We start from the raw sequence: 21,424 nt of genomic DNA on the forward strand, positions 1-21,424 counted from the left end.
ATTATAGGAATGTAATGCAGTTCTTTTGGAACTGCATTACTATTTTATACATTATTGCAAGCCATCTTTTATCCATGATGCAGGAGGTAAATCTTTTAGTTTATAGTCAAACCAATCATGTATTCGCATCGATAAGTCTTTCTGATTTAAAGGTTTTAAAATAGTATGTCCTTCTTTTGGATAAACTAACATAATATGCTCTTTATTTAATCGATGCAGAGCCAAATAAAGTGCTGCACTTTGATTCCAGTTCATTTGTTTATCGCTTTCTCCTGTCCAGGAAAGAAGTGGGGTTGTTATGTTTTCTGCATGTTCAATGGGTGAATTGCTATTATAACCTTCACGGTCATCAAACAATGATTTTCCCATACGCCACTGCTGATTTTCAAAACGCCATATATTAGATCTGCCTGTAGCTCCAACTGTAAGATAGAAATTTTTCAGGTCTGAAGCGCCACTTCCTGAAACAGCAGCTGCATATAGATCAGTTTGTGTAATAATAAAATTCGTTTCATATCCGCCAAAAGAATGTCCGATAAGACCAATTTTATCAGGTAGCACTTTTTCTTTTTCTATCATTTCTTTTGTTGCAGAGACAACACAATCGGCTGCGGATAATCCAGGTTCCCCTATTTGATATGAGATATCGGGCAGAAGAACAAAATAACCTTGAGTAGTAAAAGTCGTTATATTAAATCCTCTATCTTCTAATTCAGAAGGCGCAATATATTTATAAAAATCGTTTGATAATTTTTCATAAATGTAAACAATCATGGGATACTCCTTCTGACTATTATATTGTGCTGGATAATATATGATGCCACTCAGCGAATCTCCTTTTGTATTTTTATAGTGGATTAGTTTTGCTTTTCCCCAATAAAATTCTTCCTGCTGTGGATTACTTTGCACTAAAAGTTTTGAAGAATCATTAGATTGATTTTTAATCATCAATCTGGGTGAAACGTCATATCTCTGTTCTAAATAAACAAATGTAGTTCCGTCGGCCGACTGAGTAAATTGATTGAGAAGCGTTGATGTTGAATATACAAGATTTTTATTTAATTTTGGTGACCATTTATAAAAGCCGGAATATCCCCTCACACTGCTCGCTTCTAATAATAACCCTTTGTTAAGATCGACTGAATCAAATATTATCCCATCATAGTTCGATCTTGCAGGAAGAACTAAAGAGTAACCTGCTAACCTGAATTTTGTTTGTGTTTCTCTACCAGATGTCAATCTTCGAGCAGAAGATCCATCCGTGTTAATCGCCCAAATATCATATTTGTCACATAACAGGATTTCTTTGCCATCCATTGTCCAGAAAATGCTAGAATCAACATCTGAATTATTTGGATACTGTTTTTCATTATGAAAAAAAGAAGATTTCAGATTTTTGGTGATATTGGTATGCGACTTTTTTGAAATGTCATAAATCCACCAGTTTTTTTGTTCAAAATAAGCAATGTATTTGCCGTTTGGCGAGGCTGTTGTACGTAACATATTGCCGGAATGTTGCTTCAGTAACACTTCACTTTTTCCAGAAGATAAATCCATAATATAAAAATCTCGCTGACTCTCATAATCATACTGAGGCTCGTATTGCTTTTTATTGGAAAGTATGGCATAACGCTGATCCCCCGTCAGCATAATTTGAGGTAGAGTATCATTGGAAAGAAGTCTTGTATTATCTTTGAAAGGCTCCCATAGGGCAAGGTAAGTTTGTTCAGACTGCTTTCTTTTTTCTTCCAGAGGATAAATCCATTTAGCATTTCCGTTCCATAATTGTACTTCAGAGCTTACTTTAGTTGTTTGTAGTTTTGTTTTTCGCTTTACAGAAAAAAAGACCTTTTGCATGTCGTCTGATATCTTTAGTTTGTGGCTTTTATCAGTGATAGACAATGAATCTCCCAGTTCATGCTGTACATCAATATCAAGTTTGTAAATTTTATTGCCGTGTAAGTCATAATAAAAAACCATTTTGCTTTCTGATGGATTTAAAGGCATTTCCATAAAAGCAACTGATTTTCCTTTTGGATGCCAAGCCAGATTATCAAACGAACCTGAACTGTTACCTAAAATTGTTCTTTTGTTTTTTTTAGAAAAATCTAAAAGTGTAATTGTATGCTTTGTATCTGCTTTTGAAGTGTATAATACCATTTGCAACGCGGGATCCATCATAAAGTTATCAACTGATGCAATCTGCTCTTTGCCAGTACCATCCAGTTTACGAATAAGCAATGTTCTTTGGTTTTCATTTTGACTCAAAAGAAGCAATAGTTTTCCTGTATTAGGCGAATAGTCATATTGTATCGCATTTTTAATTATTTCTTTTAAACCTGTTTTGAGATTTACAAGTTGCACTTCCTTAGCAGTTTGAAAAATAAACCAATCAAAATTTACAAAACGACCATTAGTTCCGGCTGGGAAGCTCTTTGTTAGCATTGATTTGGTATTTTTCAGAAATAAAGTATCAGTACCATTTTCGTATGATAAAGTATAACTGACCCATCTTCCGTTTTCGTTTAATTCATTCAGATTTAATTGGCCCCATTTAGAATAATCATTTACATTCAACACTTTTTTTTGCAATCCCTGTCCCCAGAAGGGATAGGCGGCTAATTGCAAAATAAAAACTAAAAATAAAGATGCCTTTCGGCGGGGTAATATATTGTTTATATAAAAGTCTTTTTTCATTGTGTCTAGTATTCAATTGCTAATCTGGGTTTAATCTATAAATTGGGGTTTACGATAAATTCACTTTCTGGAATTGGCAATGAACGATCAGCGTTGTCCCAACCAGGTTTTACAGATAAAACCGCATCGACATTATTGGTACGTTTGAGATCGAAAAAGCGGTGACCATATTCCGTAAAAAGTTCTTTTCGTCTTTCTTCAATTATAGTCTGCATAAATTCTTCCTTTGTATTGACAGCAGAATTAGAAAGACCTGCACGTTTTCTGATTTTATTCAGGTCTTCTCTGGCTCCTTGATAATTTTTAAGTTGTGTATTTGCTTCTGCACGAATAAGATATTGTTCAGTTAAGCGTAGGATGATAGAATATTCCTTTGCCGCTGAAGTATTTTTAGATTCTTTATATTTAGAGGCGTAATACCAGGTTTTGCCTGCAGTAGTAATTGCTGTTGTCCAATTTGTTTTGCGAAGGTCGTTTGCTGTAAACGAATTCATTAGAGATTCACTCATAGCTACCATTGGAGGCGGACCTGAAGTGAATGTAAACAGAATAGCTTCATCTGTGTTTTTTCCCGCTATCGAAGGCATAAACTGCCAAATGGCCTCTGTTGAGCCTTTTAAAAATACCTTGCCTATTGTTTCCTCAAAAAGATAAAGTGAATTATTATCTATTACTTCACTACTCATTTTAACAGCATCATTCCATCTACCTGTATATAAATAGACTCTGGCAAGCAATGCCTTTGCCACAAATGAATTGACACGAACTCTTTCTGAGCTTAAATAAGAGGAGGGAAGAAGCTGTTCAGCATTTTTTAGATCATTTATGATATGAATGTAAACCTGATCGATCGGTAAACGTTTTACAGTACTATTCAGCTTGTAGTCGGTCGTTTCGATATAAGGGATGTCTCCAAAAAGCTGTGTAAGATAAAAATGAAGCAAACCGCGAATACAAAATGCTTCTCCTTGTAATTGAGCTTTCTCTGTAGTACTAAAATCAGATACAGCTATACCTTCTAATACTGAATTAACAGCGTAAATTTGATTGTATGCATTATTCCACATTGTACTTACAGTAGTGTTAGAAGGCAAAACAGAATTACTATAAAACGCAAAAGCAGGATTGGTAGATGTACCATAAAAAGTAAGTTCGTCTGTATAATAACCCAGTTGATTGGAAATACCAGAAACTGTTCCGGTAAGAAGACCTTTGTCGCGAATTTTGGCATAAATATCAGCCATTGCTGCATTGGCTGTTGTGTAATTCTGGAAAACGGCAGTATTGGTTAATTGCGATTTTGGAAGATCTACTTCGACAAATGAATCACAGGAGTAAAGCATTAAAATAAGTATATAAAAATTTATTTTAGAGGCTATTTTAAGTTGTGCTATGTTTTTTGTTGCTATTGTTTTCATGTTTTATCAATTAAAAAGTGAGTTGGATTCCGGCAGTAATTACTTTTAATGGGGGTAAAAATCCAATGGTACTTTCTGGGTCTCCATCCTCATAAGGCGTAAAAGTCAAGAGGTTTTGGCCATTTATTGTAAACAGACACTGTAACTCTTTCGATTTTAAAGGAAGATTATAACTTATTGCTATAGTTTTTAAACGAATAAAAGAAGCATCAGTAGCAACTGCATCACTGGTACTATAAAGGGATTGTGCCGTCAATGCAACAGCATTGTATCCGGCAGTGTGCATTTGATAAGGGCTTGTATCTCCCTGTTGCTGCCAACTGTTCACGAACCTATTTGGATGATTGATCATTCCTGCAACTCCGGCGTAACTTTCACGCTGTTGTTTAACAAACTGAAAAAGAAAATCCAATTTCCAGTTCTTGTAACTCAGTTGGTTTTGAAACCCTCCAAAAAAATCAGGATTAAGATTTATGACAGTTTGTTTGTCATCTGGAGAAGAAATCTTTCCATCGTTATTTTCATCTTTAAACTGGTAAATTCCAGTTACGGGATCAAGCCCTGTGTATTTATAACGCAGTAAAATGCTGAGTGGTTCACCAATTCGGTAAGTGTTTTTATAGCTGGAACTGGCTAAGTTTGGAAACGATACTAGATTATTTTTAGAAAAGGAAACATTGAAATTACTGGTCCAGTTAAAATTTTTATTCGAATAATTAACGGTGCGTAATGTGAACTCCAATCCTGTATTCTGCACTGTAGCATCTAAATTGGCCTGCAGTTGTGTAAATCCAGTTGCTCCGGGAAGCGGAATACCAACCAATTGATTTGAAGAACGATTCTGATACCATGCCCCAGTAATAAAAATTTTATCTGCTAAAAAGCCTAATTCCAAAGCAGCTTCCAATTTTTTATTGACTTCCCAGCCAAAATCAGCATTAAAGAGACGGGTTGGCTGAAGCCCTATTATGTTTTGATAATTGACTCCCGAGGAGTTATAGGTGTTCAAGAACTGATAATCTCCAATCTGATCATTACCAGTTATCCCGTAACTACTGCGAATTTTTCCAAAACTCAGCCAGGAACTGTTTTTAAGAAAGTTCTCATTAGAAAAAAGCCATGCTAGACCAACAGCGCCAAAATTCGCAAATTGATTTCCGGGACCAAAACGGCTTGATCCATCACGTCTTGCGGTCAGGTTCACAATATATAGGTCATTCCAGTTGTAATTGATTCTGCCAAAGAATGCCTGATATTTATAAATGGTTTCATCACTCATTTGAACCTGACGGTTAGCTGCTGAGGCCAAATCATAAATAAGAGCATTGGAGCTAAAACCAGATCCCGATTGAAATAAGCGCGAAGCGTTCCTTTGCTGAAAAGTACTTCCTAAAAGAATTCCAAGTTTTCCCTTACCTAATTCTTTTTCCCAGTTTAATTGTGGTTCGATAATCCATGAGCTTCGTTTGCTGTTATTGAGATATAAAGTTGAATTGGCACTTGTTATTCCAAAAGAAGGATTATAAATCGTGGAAGGGTTCGTACGGCTTTCCACATGCTGTAAATCTGTATAGCCAAAGTTGCTTTTGAGAATCAAATTTGGAATTATTTCATAAGATAGAACCGTGTTGGCTACAAGATCTTTTGTGGTGGATTTATTCTCGGCCTGCTGGTTGGCCAAAGGATTGTTCCATGTTCCGTTTTCCCAATTAAGATTTCCTGAGGAATCGTATAGGGCTGGGGCATTTGGCGCGAGTGTTGTAGATGTTGCAGTCAGATCAAATGCTGGTTGGTCATTATTTTGTATGGTGTATCCGGCAGAAAATACAAGGCGAAACTTGTTATCTTTAGACTTATGGTTCAAATTCACGTGCGAGTTTCCCTTTTTATATAAAAAATCCCCCGGAAATACGGTCGATTGTGTGTAATAGCTTCCGCTAAATAGAAATTGCGTGTACTGGGATCCTCCACTAATATTTCCGCGCAGTTCGTTTATTAATGATGTACCGCCGATAAGTTCCTTTTGCCAATGAGTATACCGATTTTGATCCCATGTTCCGTTGATGTCATAATCTCCTGCAGGGTAGTTAGCTATTCCATCATTGCGAAAAGCCTGACGCCGCATGTCTAGATATTGGTCTGTGGTCATTAATTTCATAAAACGGGTAACTGAACCTGCTCCGGTTGAGGCACTAAAATCAAACTTAGTCTTTCCCTCTTTTCCTTTTTTGGTCGTTATAAGTACAACTCCATTGGCACCGCGAGAGCCATAAATTGCAGTTGCATCAGCATCCTTAAGCACTTCAATACTTTCAATTGTGTTGGGGTCGATACTGTTTAATGGACTTGTTACAGTTGGAAAAACTGTTGAGGTCTGTGTATAACCGATAGCATCCGAAGCATAAGGTACGCCATTAATGATGTATAAAGGAGCATTGGCATCTGTTCTTATGCTATTTCTTCCTCTGATCTGAATGTCAAATCCACCTCCTGGAACACCAGTATTTTGTGTAATGTTCACACCCGCCATTCGGCCCTGCATAGTAGCAAGCACGTTGGTCACAGGCTGTGTCTCGATATCTTTGGAGGTAATACGGGATATATTACCTGTTCGTTCACTTTCTTTGACTGAATAATATCCGGCATTCACTTTTACTTCCTTAAGGGTAGTAGAATCATAGAAAAGTATAATGTTTACAACTGAGCGTCCTTGAATAGGAACAAGCATTGTTTTAAAACCAATATAAGATACTACAAGTGTGTCATTAGGAGAGGAGGTGAGTGAAAACTGACCACTATAATCGGAGATTACGGCATTATTTTTTTTGTTTTTAATAGCAATGGTTACACCGGGCAGGGGATTAGTACCGTCTGTGACAGTGCCTTGAACCATATGCTGTTGGGAAAGTGAATTGCCTTGCCGAGAGATATTTTTGGCAGACATTGGTGAAAAAGACATAAGAAAACCTATAAAAATTAGGCAATAACAAGCTCTTCCACCCATGGAAAATGAAAAAATATTCATAATTTTGGGATTGGTTAGTTAAATATGATTTGATTGGCTACGGTCCTCTATACAAGTTTGTCGCTGGTAGAGGGCCATTTTTATGTATTAAGTAAACGGCTTAATAGCATAAGAAGAATTGTTTAATACACCGGAATAAAGTTTTAAAGAGTTCGACTTTAAATGCGAAAGCTTAAATATTAAGAAGTACTGCTAAGAATAATAAGAGAGTTTAAGGCATAAAAAAGGCGCGGAACTCAGCTTATCGTATCAAAGGCACTGGCGGCACCCAACCACAAATAAGTGAGCCCACGCCAATAAGACGTGAGCATCTTACTTATCCTCTCGTGGTATGTAAAACGCCAGTTTTTTGATACGAGATTCAAAGCGAATGCTTCAATTTTTTTTATGAAGAATCGCAAATTTAATAAATGATTATGTATTATTTAAAATAAATAATCAAATCTTATCCAAAGATAAAAAATATTTTTTGTAATCCAAGTGGTTTACAGAATATTATGAAAATTTACCAAAATTGCAGTATGGCAGAATTAACAAAAGAAGATACTATACTACAAAAAAAAATTGCAGAAAGAATACAGTTTTTACGTCTAAAAACTGGTCTTTCGCAAACAGATTTTGCTCAAAAACATCACATCGATAGGCAGGTAATCAATAGATGGGAAAGCATAAACAATAAAAGAGGTGTTACAATATATTCAATTCAAAAATTTTGTAAAATGTTAGATATAACATTGAAAGATTTTTTTGATGATGAAAGATTTAAAAAAGATGCTTAAGCATCTTTTTTTATTTAGTTGAATTATAAAAACACGTATTTATACGGGGTCTATATATCTGTTAAAAAACTAATTTGCATTATGAGGCTATTATGGAAAACCGTAAAAGAAAAGGAGAGTGGTTCCGTAAGTTTGATGTTTAAACTTATAAATGATATACATGTATCTGAAATCATATGTCAGTAATCCATTTATGGCAAGAATAATATTAAGGTGCATTAAAAACAACCAAAACCATTAACCATGAGAGACAAAAATTATTCGGCCTTCTACGTAAGTGAGCCATTTGACGAGTGTAGCCTTGGAGCACACGCAACAAAAGACTTTGTTTATTATAATATGCTAAGGGCTTGGAAAGGAAATGATTCATCTTTTCCTTTTAAAAATGCGCATGATACAACTTATAGTGTAAGAGATAGCAGTGACTGGGAGACAACATTAAAACCGCGAATTCGAGAACGAATAAGAAACTCAAAAAACATTATTCTATTTTTAAGTTCATTAACGAAAAGTTCTCGTGCTATAAGAGAAGAAATAGACTATGCAATAAATTCGCAGAAATTGCCTATCATAGTTGTTTATACAGATTTCACTGAGAAGAGTGATATAATTAATTGCAACCAGAACGTTCTAAATAAAAGGATAACTGATTTATGGGACAACTTACCCATATTTAGAGATTCCATGAAAGCCATTCCAACCATGCATATACCGAATAAAAAAGATCTAATAAAAGCGGCTCTTAATGATCCTGATTTCATGATTGACACAAAATGTAACGCTGGACATTATTTCTACAAATGCTAAATTAAATGAAATACATTCTTAACTCAATATTGAGCACGGCCTATTGGCGTTATATTTTTTCATTCGAGGGACTTAAATCTATATTCGCCATTTTTGGTACTATTTGGCTTATTGCCGAAACATTAGATTTTTTTAAAGTGTATACCCGTGATCAATATGGTTCGTACGCTTTCTTTATCTTCATGGTTCTTTCAGTAATATTTTCGATTCTATTAAAAAGACCCATTAAATCAATTTCAGTTTCATTTCCAGAGTACGACTTTTCAATTGATGTTCGTATTGCTGACTTATTTAGTCTCAGCGGCGCGACTATGATAAGTACAAATACTCAATTTGAAGCTGATGTAGCAGGCGGAAGAATAGCAGTTGATAGTCTGCAAGGTCAATTTACTGCAAAGTATTTTACGGGAAATCAGATAGAATTAATTAAAAATTTACAAGAAAAACTTGCAGCTTTAAACACTACAACCCCTTACCCGATTGGAACTACAATTCCAATTCATACTCATGGGAAAACTTTTTATTTTACAGCGATGTCCACCCTGGGAGAAGGTGGAAATGCTTCATCAACTATTTCAGAAATAGATGCTTCATTAAACGGATTATGGGATTATGTACGAAATAGTGGTCAGCTTCAAGAACTTATTGTACCTGTTATAGGTACTGGTAGAGGGCGGGTAAAAATTTCTAGAAAGAAGATGATTGCTTTAATTGCAGAATCATTTGCAAAAGCGTCTTTGCAACATAAATTTTCAAGTAAATTGATTATTGCTGTTCGACCTGAAGATGCTCAAAATTTCGGAATGAATCTTTATGATATAAAAGATCATTTGGTGCACGTACTAAAATAACTACTCTAACAGCCGTTTGGCAAGATTGTGAATTTTGTGGAAATTCATTTGGGCGTTTGGCAAGAAATTTTATCTGAGCCGAAATAAGCCAGTTATGAAGTTCACAACTTCGCCAAGTTGCAAACGTTCCTGCCAAGCGATCCACAATCTGGAGAAAAAAGAATCAAAAAAAAATAACTATATCAGATAATTAAATAATGGAAAAATTAAATAAAAATCAGTCTTAATTGAAACTTTATTTTTTATTGGAGTGGCTATAGTGTTTTTAGGAATACCAAGTATTTACAACAAAAACAAATAATTATAAACACGGAGTCCATTTTGCAAATATGTTAGCTCCTATTCGAATTACAAATTGATAAAGTTTGATAACGATCGTAAAGTTATTCAACGATTTAAGGTTTAATAAAATTCTTTATTATATAGATGAAAAAATATCAGGTAAAAGAAAAACATCAACAAGAAAACTTATTTATTGCTACAGCGTTAATAAGTACGTCGATGGTAATTATCATTCAGTTAATTAATGAGAGAATAGATACACTACAACTTTCAATCGCCTTATATTGCTTCGCAATATCAATTCCACTTTTAGTTGGAAGTATTGCTGCACTTTATTTAGAAAGGCTATATAAAATTAGAGCTCACATCTGGTATTTGTGGATTTGTAATTTTTTTGGTTGCTTTCTATCTATATCTGGAATTGCGTCAATCTTTTTTAACTTCAATTGGATTTTTGGAACAATATTCTTAACCTGCAGTTTGTTTGTTGTTTTCGTAATGACTAGTTATACTGGGTTATTGGAAAAAATAAATAGCGATGAGCAAAAAGATGAAGAAATAGAGATTAGATAAGTTTCACAAGAAAGTTTATCTTCTGCGGAGAGATTATCTGCGTTTGATGGTTAAAGACGAGAAAATCCGCAGATGCCACTCTATAAGTTTTCATCGTTATCTGATAATTCAAAATATTGAGCTTTTCTAAGTTCGTTTTCATTATTATTATATTAACCAATTCTAAAAGAATTTCCTCAGGGAAAGGTTTTTTATCGTTTTTGTACTCAACAAAATCATAAAGATAATCCGAATCTATATCAAGCTAAATATGCAAGAATAGGAATTCGATTAGGTGCTATTAGAGGCAGTTTCTATTTAAAATGGTAAATCATCTTCCTTTTCAAAAATATTCCAAGATTTAGGAATTACACTTTCATTTCTCGCTAAAGCTTCTTTAATTTTTAAATTGCCTTCTTCAGGTAGTCCAAGTAATAAATTTGTTAAATCTGATATAAACGCAACCTCTCTCGGATTATTGCTACTTGTTAATTCAGTAACTTTAGTTAACTTTTTTAACTCGAAACGACGTATAACTTCGTCATATCCTAATGATAATTTTGAATTTAATGAATTAACATCTTCCCAAGTCTTGATATTTTCAATTTCACCTGAACTTTTCCATCCAACTCCTAGTTTGAATCTTGCGGTGTCAATAGAATAATGAAGTAAGATTATCTCCTCATCCTTTAACTTTCCTTCTTGTAGATCCTTAAATAGCTTATCAACTTGTGAAGTTTTGCTGTTGCTGTCAATTATTTTATTTGGAGAATTTTCAACTATTATTTTTTCTTCTTTTATGGTTGTTATAATTGGATTTACGTGGTTCTCATTTTTTACAATTTGTGTAATTGGTAAACTTTGTCTGGGAACTTCGAACGAATTGACCTTTTCGATAAATTCTCGTATTTTTTGACTTACAAAAACGGCTTTGGTCGAAATTGGAAATAAAACGCGAAGAGTTTCAATAAAGCCTGTTACTCTATCGTGATTATTTATTTTGAATCCCATTTCCCTAGGGTCTAGAGCTCCGTTTTGGAATTCAGGGCTTGAAGCTTTGAATTCAGGTGTGAATATAATTGTATGTTCATTTTCGACAACCCAAGCGGCTCCCATCTCATTCATGCAGGCAATACTCGAATAATAGTCTGAAGAAAGGAGATAAACTACATATGGCTTTTCAGTAATTCTAGCTCTCAACCAATTAAATATGTTCTGACCAGTAGGAATTCCAAATGCGTCGTTACTGGTGAATATAATTTGTTCGTTATTAACACCAACCGCTACCAACAAATCTACGAGTGCTTGTCCGTAATTCGCGTTTTTTGACGAATGAGAAATAAAAATTTTCATTATTAAATTTAATAAGTTAGACAAATATAAAAGAATTAATTAACATTGCCGGATTAAGTGAATGCAAGATGATATTTGATAAATTAAAGTGGTGTTAATTTTACAAGTGGATAATCTAGGTTGCAGTTTATATGATTCTAGTTTGCATTGTTTTTAAGATTTAAATTAAATTGTTATATCAATTTTAAAAACTCTCCATCTTTTTTTACAATTTCAGATTTAACTGATTTTATAATGGATAGTAAAATATGGTTTCGCATATCTTCAGTAACTCTTGCAAATCCAAAAAGTTTCGCAATTAAGATAACAGCATTATCCGGCTGAATAGCGATAGAACTTTCAACAACTTTAATGATTGCCAAGTTCATCTCTTCATCAGAAATAAGACTTAATTTTTTTGAATTTGGGCTAAGTAAACTTCTATCTCTTATTACTGGTAAATGATCTTCAAAATTCCAAAGAAATTCATCTTTCTTTTTAATTAAGCCAGTTCTAATAGCATAGTTTACTGCATCTGTAATAGATGCTCTGACACGGCTTCCTATTTTTGAAATGCCATTTGCATCTGCAATTCGACGAGCCATTTCTTCAAAATGAACGGGACTTTCTACTTTGACAACTTCATGTATCCACGCTCCAAGTTTTCCAAGGGAATAAGTATGAATTTCTTGATGGCAAACCTCAATAGGAAGAGAAGCTTTTAAATAGCGGGGGATTGAATTATCAATTTCTTCAGGCTCTTCTCGGACAAGATTTTTTAAATCTTCCATTAATTCTTCTTCAAGTGCATCATTATGTTCAACTTGATTTTTAGCATTTTCAATGTTTTCTATTAAAAGTCTTAGCTCTCCTTGGGGATTGCGGAACCAATCAGTACTCCATACATTAAATAATTTCCAGCCCATGCCTTCAAGGACTATAGTTCTTAATCTATCTCGATCCCTCGCTGATTTTGCAGTTTCATAAGACTTTCCGTCGCAGCATATTCCAAGAATATATCTTCCAGGATTATCGTTATCCACTATTGCCAAGTCAATATAAAATCCTGCAGAGCCGACTTTTTCTCTCACGATATAACCATTATCGCGAAGACTTTGAGCAATAATTTCCTCAAATGGCTGGGGTTTAGTTATTATTTCTTCCTTGTCGCTTTCAAACTTCCCATGCTGTGCATAATAAAGAAAACTTTTTAATGCCCGAATACCAAATTTTGCATTTGGTCCAGGATTCATATCACTGGCTGTAATATTTGTGAATACTTCACATCTACTTTTTGCCCTTGTAATTAAAACATTTAGTCTTCGTTCACCACCTTCATTATTTAGAGGTCCAAAACTCATAGGTACTTTACCGTCTTCCGTTCTTCCATAACCAATACTAATAAAAATAACATCTCGTTCATCTCCTTGAACATTTTCAAGATTTTTGATAAAAAGAGGTTCAGTAGGGTGGCTCCTAAAGAAACTTTCAACTTCAGGATTTTTTCTTCTTTTTACTTCAAGTGCATTTTGAATAGCCTGCATTTGCGCAGTGCTAAAAGCAACAACGCCGAGACTCAACTTCGGATTATTTATAGCATGGTTAATAATAGCATCAGCAACCTTTTCAGCTTCTTTAGGGTTGGTGCGTGTTTTACCTTTGTCATAATAAGTATCTGGCAGGTGATTAAATGCTAAACCCATTTTGCTTTTAGATCCGGGACTTGGAAAAATTATTAATTTATTTTCGTAAAACTCCTGGTTTGACAAGTTAATTAAGGATTCATGTCTACTGCGATAATGCCAGCGCAGCATACGTTGAGGAGCACCTTGAGCATCACACATTCCAAGGATGCTCTGCATATCAGCAGTTACGTTTTCTTCATCTTCAGTATCGGTATTTAGTTTGTCAAAAAAACTTGTTGGAGGCATTTGCTTTGTATCCCCCACAACAACTATTTGTCTTCCACGTAAAATAGCACCCAAAGCATCAACAGGACGTACTTGGCTGGCTTCATCAAAAATAACCAGATCGAAATCAATACTATTTGGAGGGAGAAAATTTGCAATTGACATTGGACTCATCATTATAACAGGTTTAATTGCTTGAATTGCCAGTCCCGCTTCCTGCATAAGTTTCCTAATCGGCATATGTCTGGCTTTGCGGTTGAATTCGCTTTTAAGTACATTAATTTGTCCGCCGCCTTCCTGTTTTGGTAAACTTTCCCAATGTTTAAAAGCAACTTTGGCGCGATTATAGAACTGATTAAGTACATCAAGTCGTTTAAATTTTTCGATGACTTCTTCATGACTTGATCTTTCAAATTTTCGAAGTTCTGCACTATTATTCATTGCCTGCTCAATCAAATGTTCGTACCAAGTTTTTTGTACAGCTGTTTTTAAATGCAAAACAGCGTCGGGCCAGTTATAAACTGCTCTAATCAAATAATCGGCTCCATTTCTTTCAATCTCTTCTTTCATTACGTTCCAAGATACAGCCTGATGGATCTCAGGTAGATTTTCGAACCAATTTTTTATTAAGCTTTGCTGTTTTGCTAAACTTTTATTTAGTATTTGATTATCTTTTAAATCCAGTTTTTCTAAAAGCGACTTTAATGAAATATTTTGTTTTTCTAAAGCATTCTCTAAATTAATTAAAAAGTCAGCCGCAACGTAAGACTCCTGATTTTTGCTAAGGAAGGATAGAAATGTATTTGATATTACGTCATCCTGAATAAGAAGGTGTACCTCTTGTAGGTATTGAACTGCTTTTTTAACAGTCTGCCAGTCTGTTCGTTTTTTTTGATATCTGATATCAAATAATTTTTGCGCTAAAGGTTCTAAAGATAGGAGAGAGGCTGTAAGACGCTTTCCTTCCATTAAAGCATTAACATACTCTAATTTTGTGTTTAGATCTGAAGGTACCTGAGTTGTGAGAAGTGCCGATAATTTTTTTGCACTATTTTTATAATCTCCTATTAAAAATTTATACCACTTACTGCCATGTACAATTAAATTTTGCCTTATTTCAAGCAGATCATAATCCCAAGCTTCTGGAATAACTAAATTATCATATTGTGTATGCAGTTCCTCTAGTCGAATTCCAGTTTCTAATAATTCGGCAATATCAGCTTGATTATTGAGCCAGGCAGAATCGGTTATATTCATCGATGTGAGGCCTGGATTCTCAGCTGCAGTTCTTATAGTTTTTAATAATAGCTTAACATCATCTATTTCTGTGGACGGATTAATTTCAACATAATTTGAAATGGAAGTAATAAGAGTTATTGCTTCATTTGTATCTTTAAGTACAATTTCTAATAAATCTTTTGAGGTTTCTTCATCTATTGGGAGGAAAATTTTTATATCAGTTCCATAAAACAGCAAGTTCTCAGGTTGTCCAATTTTTTCTAGTCTTACCTGTATTTTTTCAGCCAACTGTTCAACTTCTTTCATCTTTGTAGAATCCCATACACTAATATTTTCAACTTGTATTTTAGGAAATTTATAATCTTTATTATTAGTTGTTATTTTTAGTAAATTTCCCATTACTTCTTGTGCTGAATAACCACTTTTTGAAATTTCAGAATTTACAGAAGCACAATATTGATTAAGTTCGTTTATCATAGGATGAAGAAATCTAATTTCCTCTTCCAAACGAGTCATTGTTGGCCTACCTAAATCAAGTATTCGTTTTAATTCATTATGTAATTCTCTTTTGTTTGCTTTATGGCTATGTAATTCTAAGCAAGCTTCTCCTAAATTAACACTGTCTAATCGTCGTTTTACAACTTCTAAAGCAGCCATTTTTTCAGCAACAAAAAGCACTTTTTTTCCATTTCCGACAGCATTTGCTATAAGATTTGTAATGGTTTGTGACTTCCCTGTTCCTGGCGGGCCTTGTATTACCATGTTACGCCCTTCATGCACAGCAAGCATTGCAATAACTTGCGAACTGTCGGCATCTACGACTTGCATAAGCTCATCCGCATTCGTATCATTGTCAAGATGATGTTCTTCACCAATTGACGGTTGAGGTTCATTAAATCCAGTATTGAATAAAGATTGTAAAATATTATGGTTGAATGGTTTTTTATCTTCTGGCCATTTTTCACTGTCTAAATCATGATAAATCATAAATTTACCAAAAGAAAAGAATCCTAATTCTATGGTATCTTCTTCAACTTTCCAATTTTCAATGTGGCTGATCCGTTCTTTTATAATGTTGTAATATGTTTTAAGATCCAGTTCTTCTTCTTCTGGGAGATCAGGAATAGTAATGTTATAATCTACCATCATTTTTGCCTGCAATGATAGATTTGCTCCAATTTCAGTTCCACTGTACCTTAAACGAAAACGTTCATTTGCACTGGAACGCTCCAAAACTACAGGAAGTAAAATTAATGGTGCTTTTCTTGTATCTTCACTATTTCCTTTTTCATACCAATTCAGTATTCCTAATGCAAGATATAACGTGTTGACACCTTGCTCTTCAATGCTTGTTCTAGCAAAATAATACGTATTTAGTATTTTAGTCTGAAGCTTGGCTTCTGTTTCATTGGTCTGTAATCTGGTATCATTATAAGCATCTTGCATTTCCGGCTCAGTAAGTTCCGGAAGTTCTAATAATTCATCATCGTCATCTTTGCCTGGGCGTCCTAAAAAAGTCATTCCTTTGTTCTGTCTCACTAAAATGTCATAAATGGATGAGGATTGTTCTTGCACAATCTGCAATCCTTTAACTTTAGAAGTCTTATAATTAAGTAATGTATTACGCAATCCAAGATCTAAAAGTTCTTTACGAGATGCTTCCAATTTAGGTAGAATTGATTCAGACATATTTAAGGTGATTTAAGTTCCTAAGTTATTAAATAAAACACTACAAAAAAGCAAAGACATTATTTTAAAATTGTAAAACATTTTAGGTTGAGAGAATTTATATTTATTTTTTGAATAATTTGATGTATTTCGTGCCGGATCATTTTCGAGATCTCAAAGACAAGAACTTATTATAAGCATCAATTAATTTATGAAAGTTTTAAATAAAATTTACTGGACAAAAGAATTAAAATATGGATTTTTTTAATTCTGGAATACCATCGATTTTAATGTAGTGAATATAGTATTTCACTTATGCAATTTTTACTTAAAGGAGGAAATAAACTTCCAATTAATGCCAAATATCCTCAGTCAGTATTTTAAAAGCATTTCTGTATTTAAATTACATTTTTTGAATTTTCAAAAGTGTGATTATGGAGAAAGATATTGACTACAGTAATTCAAAGTTGACGCCCGAAAAAGCTTTACAAATGCTTCGATCTGAGGGGCTTGATGTTACAATTGAGCAAGCACAGGAAATCTTGTATTTCTTAAGAATAATTGCTAATATCGCTGTGTTGAAACATTTAAATAAAACAAAATGAGTAAGATAGCAGATTTGTATATTCGTGTAAGTACTGACGAGCAAGCAGAAAAAGGATTCTCCCAACGGAATCAGGAGGAAATGCTAAGAAAATATTGCAGCATAAACCAAATACAGATACGCAATGTAATTTATGAAGATCATTCAGCAAAGACTTTTAACAGGCCTCAATGGAAAAAATTTCTTGCTGATTTGAAAAAATATAAAAATAAAATTAATATGGTTCTTTTTATGAAGTGGGACAGATTCAGCCGTAATGCCGGTGACGCATACCAGATGATTAATCAGCTAAGAAAATTAGGAGTAGAACCACAGGCAATTGAACAGCCTCTTGATCTAAGCGTTCCGGAAAATAAAATGATGCTTGCATTTTATCTGGCTGCACCCGAGGTTGAAAATGACCGCAGAGCTTTAAACACCTTTCAAGGTCTTAGACGCGGAAAGAAAGAAGGCAGACATATGGGGATGGCACCTTATGGATATGCAAATAAGATTACTGAGGATGGAAAAAAATATATTGCGATTGTACCAGAGAAAGCGGTAAAACTTATTTGGATATTCGAACAGGTTGCAAGAAATGTCTTCAGTACCGAATCTATTTATCAGATGGCAAAAGATAAAGGGCTTGTGCTGTCTAAGAGCAATTTGTGGGTGATTCTTAGAAATCCACTTTACTGCGGCAAAATAGTTGTTCCTAAATACAAGGATGAAGAAGAAAAATGGGTTAATGGACAACATGAGGCGATTATCAGCGAAGGATTGTTTTATCGGGTACAGGATGTTCTTGACAGTAAAGCACGGACATACAGACCGAAAGTTAAAACTATTGAGAATTTTCCCTTGCGGGGTTTTTTTCTTTGCCCACAGTGCGGTCAAAAGTTAACAGGAAGCAAATGCAAAGGAAGGAGTAAATATTATTACTATTATCACTGTGATAAAGATTGCAAATGGAGAATAAACTCAGAAGTAGCTAATAAAGTATTTAAAGAGCATTTAAATAAATTTAAACCTTTAGCAGAAGTAAAGAAACTGTATACAGCAGTCTTGCTTGAAGGTTATAGAGAGCATACTGGAGTAATAGCTAGTGAAAAAAAGAAGTCCCTTGAGCAGATTGCAGTTTATGAGAAGAAACTATCTGTGGCAAGAAATTTATTAGTTACCGAGAAAATTGATGCTGAGGATTATAATTTAATGAAAATTGAATACAATGCAGTTATCAGTAAGCTGGAAAAAGACATTGGAAATGTAGAGGACGATAGGGTCAGCATAGAGCAATTAACGACGACAGGATTGGAAAACCTTATAAAGCTAGGTGAGGCCTTTGATAGTGCGACTTTAGCTGATTGTAGAGAATTAATTGGTTTAATTTTTCCCGAAAATTTCACATTTCAAGAAAATAAAATCCGCACCGCCCGGATCAATGAAATGGTCAACTGTATCTACTTGGTAAACAATAGATTACGAGCAAAAAAAAACGGGACAAAAGATGATATTTTTCTTTTGTCCCGAGTAGTGACCTCGACTGGATTCAAACCAGTAACCTTCTGAGCCGTAATCAGATGCGCTATTCAGTTGCGCCACGAGGCCTTTTTGTTATCAATTAGCTATTTTTTTGTAGCTTTGTTGATTGCTTATTGCGGGTGCAAATATAGGTATAAATGTGAGATAAACAAGCAAAAAATAACAGAAAAATAAAAAAAAATGAAGATTGAAAATTATGTGCGTGATATTCAGGGGTTTCCTAAAGAAGGAATTTTATTCAAAGACATCACTCCGTTACTAATTAATCCCGAAGCACGAACAAATTGCCTGCGAATCTTGGTTGATTCTTTAAACGGACAAAAAATTGATAAGGTTGTAGGAGCAGAATCTCGTGGTTTTTTCTTCGGAATGTTGCTGGCTCAGGAATTAAATGCTGGATTTGTCCCTGTTAGAAAACCTAAAAAACTTCCTTTTGAAACAATTTCTGCTTCTTACGAGTTAGAATATGGTTTTGATAGTTTAGAAATGCATACAGATGCTATTCAAAAAGGCGATCGAGTATTAATTCACGATGATGTTTTAGCTACAGGCGGAACTGCAAAGGCGGTTTGTGAATTGGTCGAAAAACTGGGAGGCGAAATTGTACAATGCAATTTTCTAATGGAACTGACTTTTCTTAACGGAAGAGAAAAAATTAAAGAATATCCATTCTTTGCAGCATTAACTTATTAAGCTATACAAAAACAATTTTATGCTTAATGGCATAAAGTACAAGTCCGATTCGGGTTTTTATTTCAAGTTTATCAAAGAGTATTTCTCGGTAGCCGTCAATAGTTTTTGGACTCAAACACATCTGTGATGCAATTTCCTTATAGGTCATTTCGGTACAGGCATGTTTGATAAAAACAATCTCTTTTTCTTTTAAATTGATTTTTCTATTGTCGCTATTGACCTTATTAATAAGCATTCCAGAAACTAATTCTGTGAAATAAAAGCCCTTTTCGACTACACATTCTATTGCTTCCCTAAATATTTCGGGAGAAGTATCTTTTAGTAAATAACCTTTGGCACCATTCGTAATCATTTTTATAATAATTTCCTCGTCGTCATTCACAGATAAAGCAATTACTTTGAGATCGGGTCTATTGTCTTTTAGCCATTTCATAGTGCTCAGTCCATCGAGAACGGGCATATTGACATCGAGTAAGATAAGATCAATTTCTGCAGTATTATTTTCTTCCAGATAATCAATAAACACTTTTCCGTTTTCAAAACGCTGGATTACATCATAATCGCCAAAACTTTTAATTAACAATTCGAGAGACTGCGAAAAAAGCAGATGATCGTCTACAATTATGATTTTATTTTTTGGGTTAGTTTTCATGGTCTTGCGTTAAAGGATATTCGATAGTTACACTAGTTCCAGTTTTATCAGAATTCATAATTAAGTCAGCACCAATTAGTTTGGCTCTCAATTTCATATTATTCAATCCTAATCCTGAATTTGATTTTTTGAGATCATATCCAATTCCGAAATCCTTCAATTGTAACTTAAAAACGGAATCGGTAGTTTCAATATTCACATCAAATAAATCGCTTCTAGAATGTTTTAAACTATTATGAAGCGCTTCTTGAAAAATTCTGTAAATGATTAATTCATGTTCTTCATTTATTGCTGGAACTGTTCCAATTTGATTAAAATTGTATTTGATTTTTTTAAGTTTCTTAATTCTTTCTAAATCCTGATGAATAGCTTCTAAAAAATTGTTTTGAAGTAAATTATCTTTGTTTATAATGCGGGAAAGAATTCTCAATTCGTCTAAAGCTTTAGCCAAAACGACTTTCATGTCTTTAAGTTCACTAATCTGAACGTTTTTATTGCTTATCGAAATATTAAGCTGCATAATGGCGACCGAAATAATCTGGCCAATATTATCATGCAGTTCTTTACTAATTTCAGATAAAGTCTGATCCTTTATCTCTATTCTGGTTTTAACAAGTTCAGATTGGAAATACAATTCAGCTTCCATTCTCTCTACCACAAAGTTGTTTTTCTTCTTAAAAAAATAGAAGAAAATAACAACTATAACGATAATCAAGGTAAAGAAAACAATACCAAGGGAAATGACTAATAATTGTATTTCTTTTCGCTCCATATAAATCCGATTATAAAGCAGCTATGTGCTAGAAAATTTAAAATGAATAATACTAAGCTAAATATAGATTCGTCTTGTTTGATTAAAAACCAATTGATAGCCAGCATAAAAGGAGTAAAAGGAACATGAAAAACAAGTATTCCTAAAATGTACCAGAAAAAAACCGACTTTTTAAAATTTAATATCTTTTCTGAATTAAAAATCTCAATCAAATATAAACAGCATAAAATCAATACTAATAAAACACCAATTGCAAAGCTGTATGTAAATGAACGGTTTATGTCTTCTTTAAAATATAATATATTTAAGAAAAAAGAAACTATAAACAAGATTAGAAAAATAACAGCTAAGGTTCTGTTGTTAATTTTTGTCAATAAGGCTCTTAAAAGTAAAATATAGGCAGAAAAACTGGCGAACATGTAGAAATTGTAAACATAAAAGTTCAGCAAACCCGTCCATTGGGTAAAATAGTAGCCTACAATTTCGGTTATGATTGAAAACCAGATTAAAAGTACTAAAAATTTAGCTTTATTACCAGGAAGTTTTGGCATTGAAAACAAGCCAACTATTCCTGATAATAAAGCCAGATAAATGATATAAGATCTTAAAAATTCAAACATAG

15 protein-coding genes and 1 tRNA gene are annotated in these 21,424 nt (G+C 33.8%); 7 read left to right on the forward strand and 9 right to left on the reverse strand.

The window, feature by feature from the left end; all coding sequences use genetic code 11:
- Nucleotides 1–51: 51 nt before the first annotated feature.
- Genes QMG60_RS15610 through QMG60_RS15620 form a run of 3 tightly spaced genes read right to left on the reverse strand, consistent with a single transcriptional unit; the run spans nucleotide 52 to nucleotide 7,074 of the window.
- Nucleotides 52–2,697, reverse strand: coding sequence for a prolyl oligopeptidase family serine peptidase (locus tag QMG60_RS15610; RefSeq protein WP_281865580.1), 2,646 nt, complete (start codon nucleotides 2,695–2,697; stop codon nucleotides 52–54).
- Between the two features lie 35 nt (nucleotides 2,698–2,732).
- Complete coding sequence (locus tag QMG60_RS15615) at nucleotides 2,733–4,115, reverse strand: RagB/SusD family nutrient uptake outer membrane protein (protein ID WP_281865581.1); 1,383 nt, start codon at nucleotides 4,113–4,115, stop codon at nucleotides 2,733–2,735.
- 10 nt (nucleotides 4,116–4,125) lie between these two features.
- A complete protein-coding gene (locus QMG60_RS15620) occupies nucleotides 4,126–7,074 on the reverse strand; it encodes a SusC/RagA family TonB-linked outer membrane protein (RefSeq protein ID WP_281865582.1) in 2,949 nt (982 codons plus the stop codon).
- A 587-nt stretch (nucleotides 7,075–7,661) separates the two neighbouring features.
- Between QMG60_RS15620 and QMG60_RS15625 the strand changes: the two genes are divergently transcribed.
- The 4 genes from QMG60_RS15625 (at nucleotide 7,662) to QMG60_RS15640 (ending at nucleotide 10,432) form a co-directional block, all read left to right on the forward strand.
- A complete protein-coding gene (locus QMG60_RS15625) occupies nucleotides 7,662–7,919 on the forward strand; it encodes a helix-turn-helix transcriptional regulator (protein WP_281865583.1) in 258 nt (85 codons plus the stop codon).
- A gap of 243 nt (nucleotides 7,920–8,162) precedes the next feature.
- Nucleotides 8,163–8,726 carry a TIR domain-containing protein gene (locus tag QMG60_RS15630; protein ID WP_281865584.1) on the forward strand — a complete coding sequence of 188 codons (564 nt, stop codon included), beginning with the start codon at nucleotides 8,163–8,165 and terminating at the stop codon, nucleotides 8,724–8,726.
- 5 nt (nucleotides 8,727–8,731) lie between these two features.
- Nucleotides 8,732–9,577, forward strand: coding sequence for a macro domain-containing protein (locus tag QMG60_RS15635; RefSeq protein ID WP_281865585.1), 846 nt, complete (start codon nucleotides 8,732–8,734; stop codon nucleotides 9,575–9,577).
- A gap of 426 nt (nucleotides 9,578–10,003) precedes the next feature.
- Nucleotides 10,004–10,432, forward strand: a complete 429-nt coding sequence (locus QMG60_RS15640; protein WP_281865586.1) for a hypothetical protein — start codon at nucleotides 10,004–10,006, stop codon at nucleotides 10,430–10,432.
- Nucleotides 10,433–10,729: 297 nt separating this feature from the next.
- Here the strand turns inward: QMG60_RS15640 and QMG60_RS15645 are convergent, their stop codons facing one another.
- Together QMG60_RS15645 and QMG60_RS15650 are read right to left on the reverse strand one after the other, a co-directional pair.
- Nucleotides 10,730–11,764, reverse strand: a complete 1,035-nt coding sequence (locus QMG60_RS15645) for a toll/interleukin-1 receptor domain-containing protein (protein ID WP_281865587.1) — start codon at nucleotides 11,762–11,764, stop codon at nucleotides 10,730–10,732.
- A 173-nt stretch (nucleotides 11,765–11,937) separates the two neighbouring features.
- Nucleotides 11,938–16,581 (reverse strand): DUF3320 domain-containing protein, encoded by a 4,644-nt coding sequence (locus tag QMG60_RS15650; RefSeq protein WP_281865588.1) that lies wholly within the window; start codon nucleotides 16,579–16,581, stop codon nucleotides 11,938–11,940.
- Between the two features lie 413 nt (nucleotides 16,582–16,994).
- Between QMG60_RS15650 and QMG60_RS15655 the strand changes: the two genes are divergently transcribed.
- Both QMG60_RS15655 and QMG60_RS15660 read left to right on the forward strand, forming a co-directional pair.
- The gene (locus tag QMG60_RS15655) at nucleotides 16,995–17,165 is read left to right on the forward strand and encodes a hypothetical protein (RefSeq protein WP_281865589.1); all 171 of its coding nucleotides are present in this window, start codon (nucleotides 16,995–16,997) and stop codon (nucleotides 17,163–17,165) included.
- Entirely contained in the window at nucleotides 17,162–18,712 is a 1,551-nt protein-coding gene (locus QMG60_RS15660) for a recombinase family protein (protein WP_281865590.1), read from the forward strand. The genes QMG60_RS15655 and QMG60_RS15660 overlap by 4 nt, the downstream gene beginning before the upstream one ends.
- Here QMG60_RS15660 and QMG60_RS15665 read toward each other — a convergent pair.
- Nucleotides 18,678–18,751: transfer RNA gene (locus tag QMG60_RS15665), tRNA-Arg, on the reverse strand. The two genes, QMG60_RS15660 and QMG60_RS15665, sit on opposite strands and share 35 nt — an antisense overlap.
- Nucleotides 18,752–18,865: 114 nt before the next feature.
- Between QMG60_RS15665 and QMG60_RS15670 the strand changes: the two genes are divergently transcribed.
- On the forward strand, nucleotides 18,866–19,378 hold the full coding sequence (locus QMG60_RS15670; RefSeq protein ID WP_281865591.1) for an adenine phosphoribosyltransferase: 513 nt from the start codon (nucleotides 18,866–18,868) through the stop codon (nucleotides 19,376–19,378).
- A 1-nt stretch (nucleotide 19,379) separates the two neighbouring features.
- On the opposite strand, the gene QMG60_RS15675 is transcribed toward QMG60_RS15670, so the two are convergent.
- The 3 genes from QMG60_RS15675 to QMG60_RS15685 are packed head-to-tail and all read right to left on the reverse strand — an operon-like array spanning nucleotide 19,380 to nucleotide 21,422.
- Entirely contained in the window at nucleotides 19,380–20,030 is a 651-nt protein-coding gene (locus QMG60_RS15675; protein ID WP_281865592.1) for a response regulator transcription factor, read from the reverse strand.
- Nucleotides 20,020–20,802: an ATP-binding protein gene (locus tag QMG60_RS15680; protein ID WP_281865593.1), complete on the reverse strand. Its 783-nt coding sequence runs from the start codon at nucleotides 20,800–20,802 to the stop codon at nucleotides 20,020–20,022. Before QMG60_RS15680 ends, QMG60_RS15675 begins: the two co-directional genes overlap by 11 nt.
- Nucleotides 20,775–21,422: a hypothetical protein gene (locus QMG60_RS15685; protein ID WP_281865594.1), complete on the reverse strand. Its 648-nt coding sequence runs from the start codon at nucleotides 21,420–21,422 to the stop codon at nucleotides 20,775–20,777. Before QMG60_RS15685 ends, QMG60_RS15680 begins: the two co-directional genes overlap by 28 nt.
- Nucleotides 21,423–21,424: the final 2 nt, after the last annotated feature.

This window comes from Flavobacterium sp. GSB-24, assembly GCF_027924665.1.
Lineage (GTDB): Bacteria > Bacteroidota > Bacteroidia > Flavobacteriales > Flavobacteriaceae > Flavobacterium.

Bases quoted from the DNA above. Each gene is read 5' to 3' on its own strand.
- QMG60_RS15660 (WP_281865590.1), top strand. From the start codon at position 17,162: ATGAGTAAGATAGCAGATTTGTATATTCGTGTAAGTACTGACGAGCAA.
- QMG60_RS15680 (WP_281865593.1), bottom strand. From the start codon at position 20,802: ATGGAGCGAAAAGAAATACAATTATTAGTCATTTCCCTTGGTATTGTT.
- QMG60_RS15615 (WP_281865581.1), bottom strand. From the start codon at position 4,115: ATGAAAACAATAGCAACAAAAAACATAGCACAACTTAAAATAGCCTCT.
- QMG60_RS15675 (WP_281865592.1), bottom strand. From the start codon at position 20,030: ATGAAAACTAACCCAAAAAATAAAATCATAATTGTAGACGATCATCTG.
- QMG60_RS15625 (WP_281865583.1), top strand. From the start codon at position 7,662: ATGGCAGAATTAACAAAAGAAGATACTATACTACAAAAAAAAATTGCA.
- QMG60_RS15635 (WP_281865585.1), top strand. From the start codon at position 8,732: ATGAAATACATTCTTAACTCAATATTGAGCACGGCCTATTGGCGTTAT.
- QMG60_RS15670 (WP_281865591.1), top strand. From the start codon at position 18,866: ATGAAGATTGAAAATTATGTGCGTGATATTCAGGGGTTTCCTAAAGAA.
- QMG60_RS15630 (WP_281865584.1), top strand. From the start codon at position 8,163: ATGAGAGACAAAAATTATTCGGCCTTCTACGTAAGTGAGCCATTTGAC.
- QMG60_RS15685 (WP_281865594.1), bottom strand. From the start codon at position 21,422: ATGTTTGAATTTTTAAGATCTTATATCATTTATCTGGCTTTATTATCA.
- QMG60_RS15620 (WP_281865582.1), bottom strand. From the start codon at position 7,074: ATGTCTTTTTCACCAATGTCTGCCAAAAATATCTCTCGGCAAGGCAAT.
- QMG60_RS15645 (WP_281865587.1), bottom strand. From the start codon at position 11,764: ATGAAAATTTTTATTTCTCATTCGTCAAAAAACGCGAATTACGGACAA.
- QMG60_RS15655 (WP_281865589.1), top strand. From the start codon at position 16,995: ATGGAGAAAGATATTGACTACAGTAATTCAAAGTTGACGCCCGAAAAA.
- QMG60_RS15640 (WP_281865586.1), top strand. From the start codon at position 10,004: ATGAAAAAATATCAGGTAAAAGAAAAACATCAACAAGAAAACTTATTT.
- QMG60_RS15650 (WP_281865588.1), bottom strand. From the start codon at position 16,581: ATGTCTGAATCAATTCTACCTAAATTGGAAGCATCTCGTAAAGAACTT.
- QMG60_RS15610 (WP_281865580.1), bottom strand. From the start codon at position 2,697: ATGAAAAAAGACTTTTATATAAACAATATATTACCCCGCCGAAAGGCA.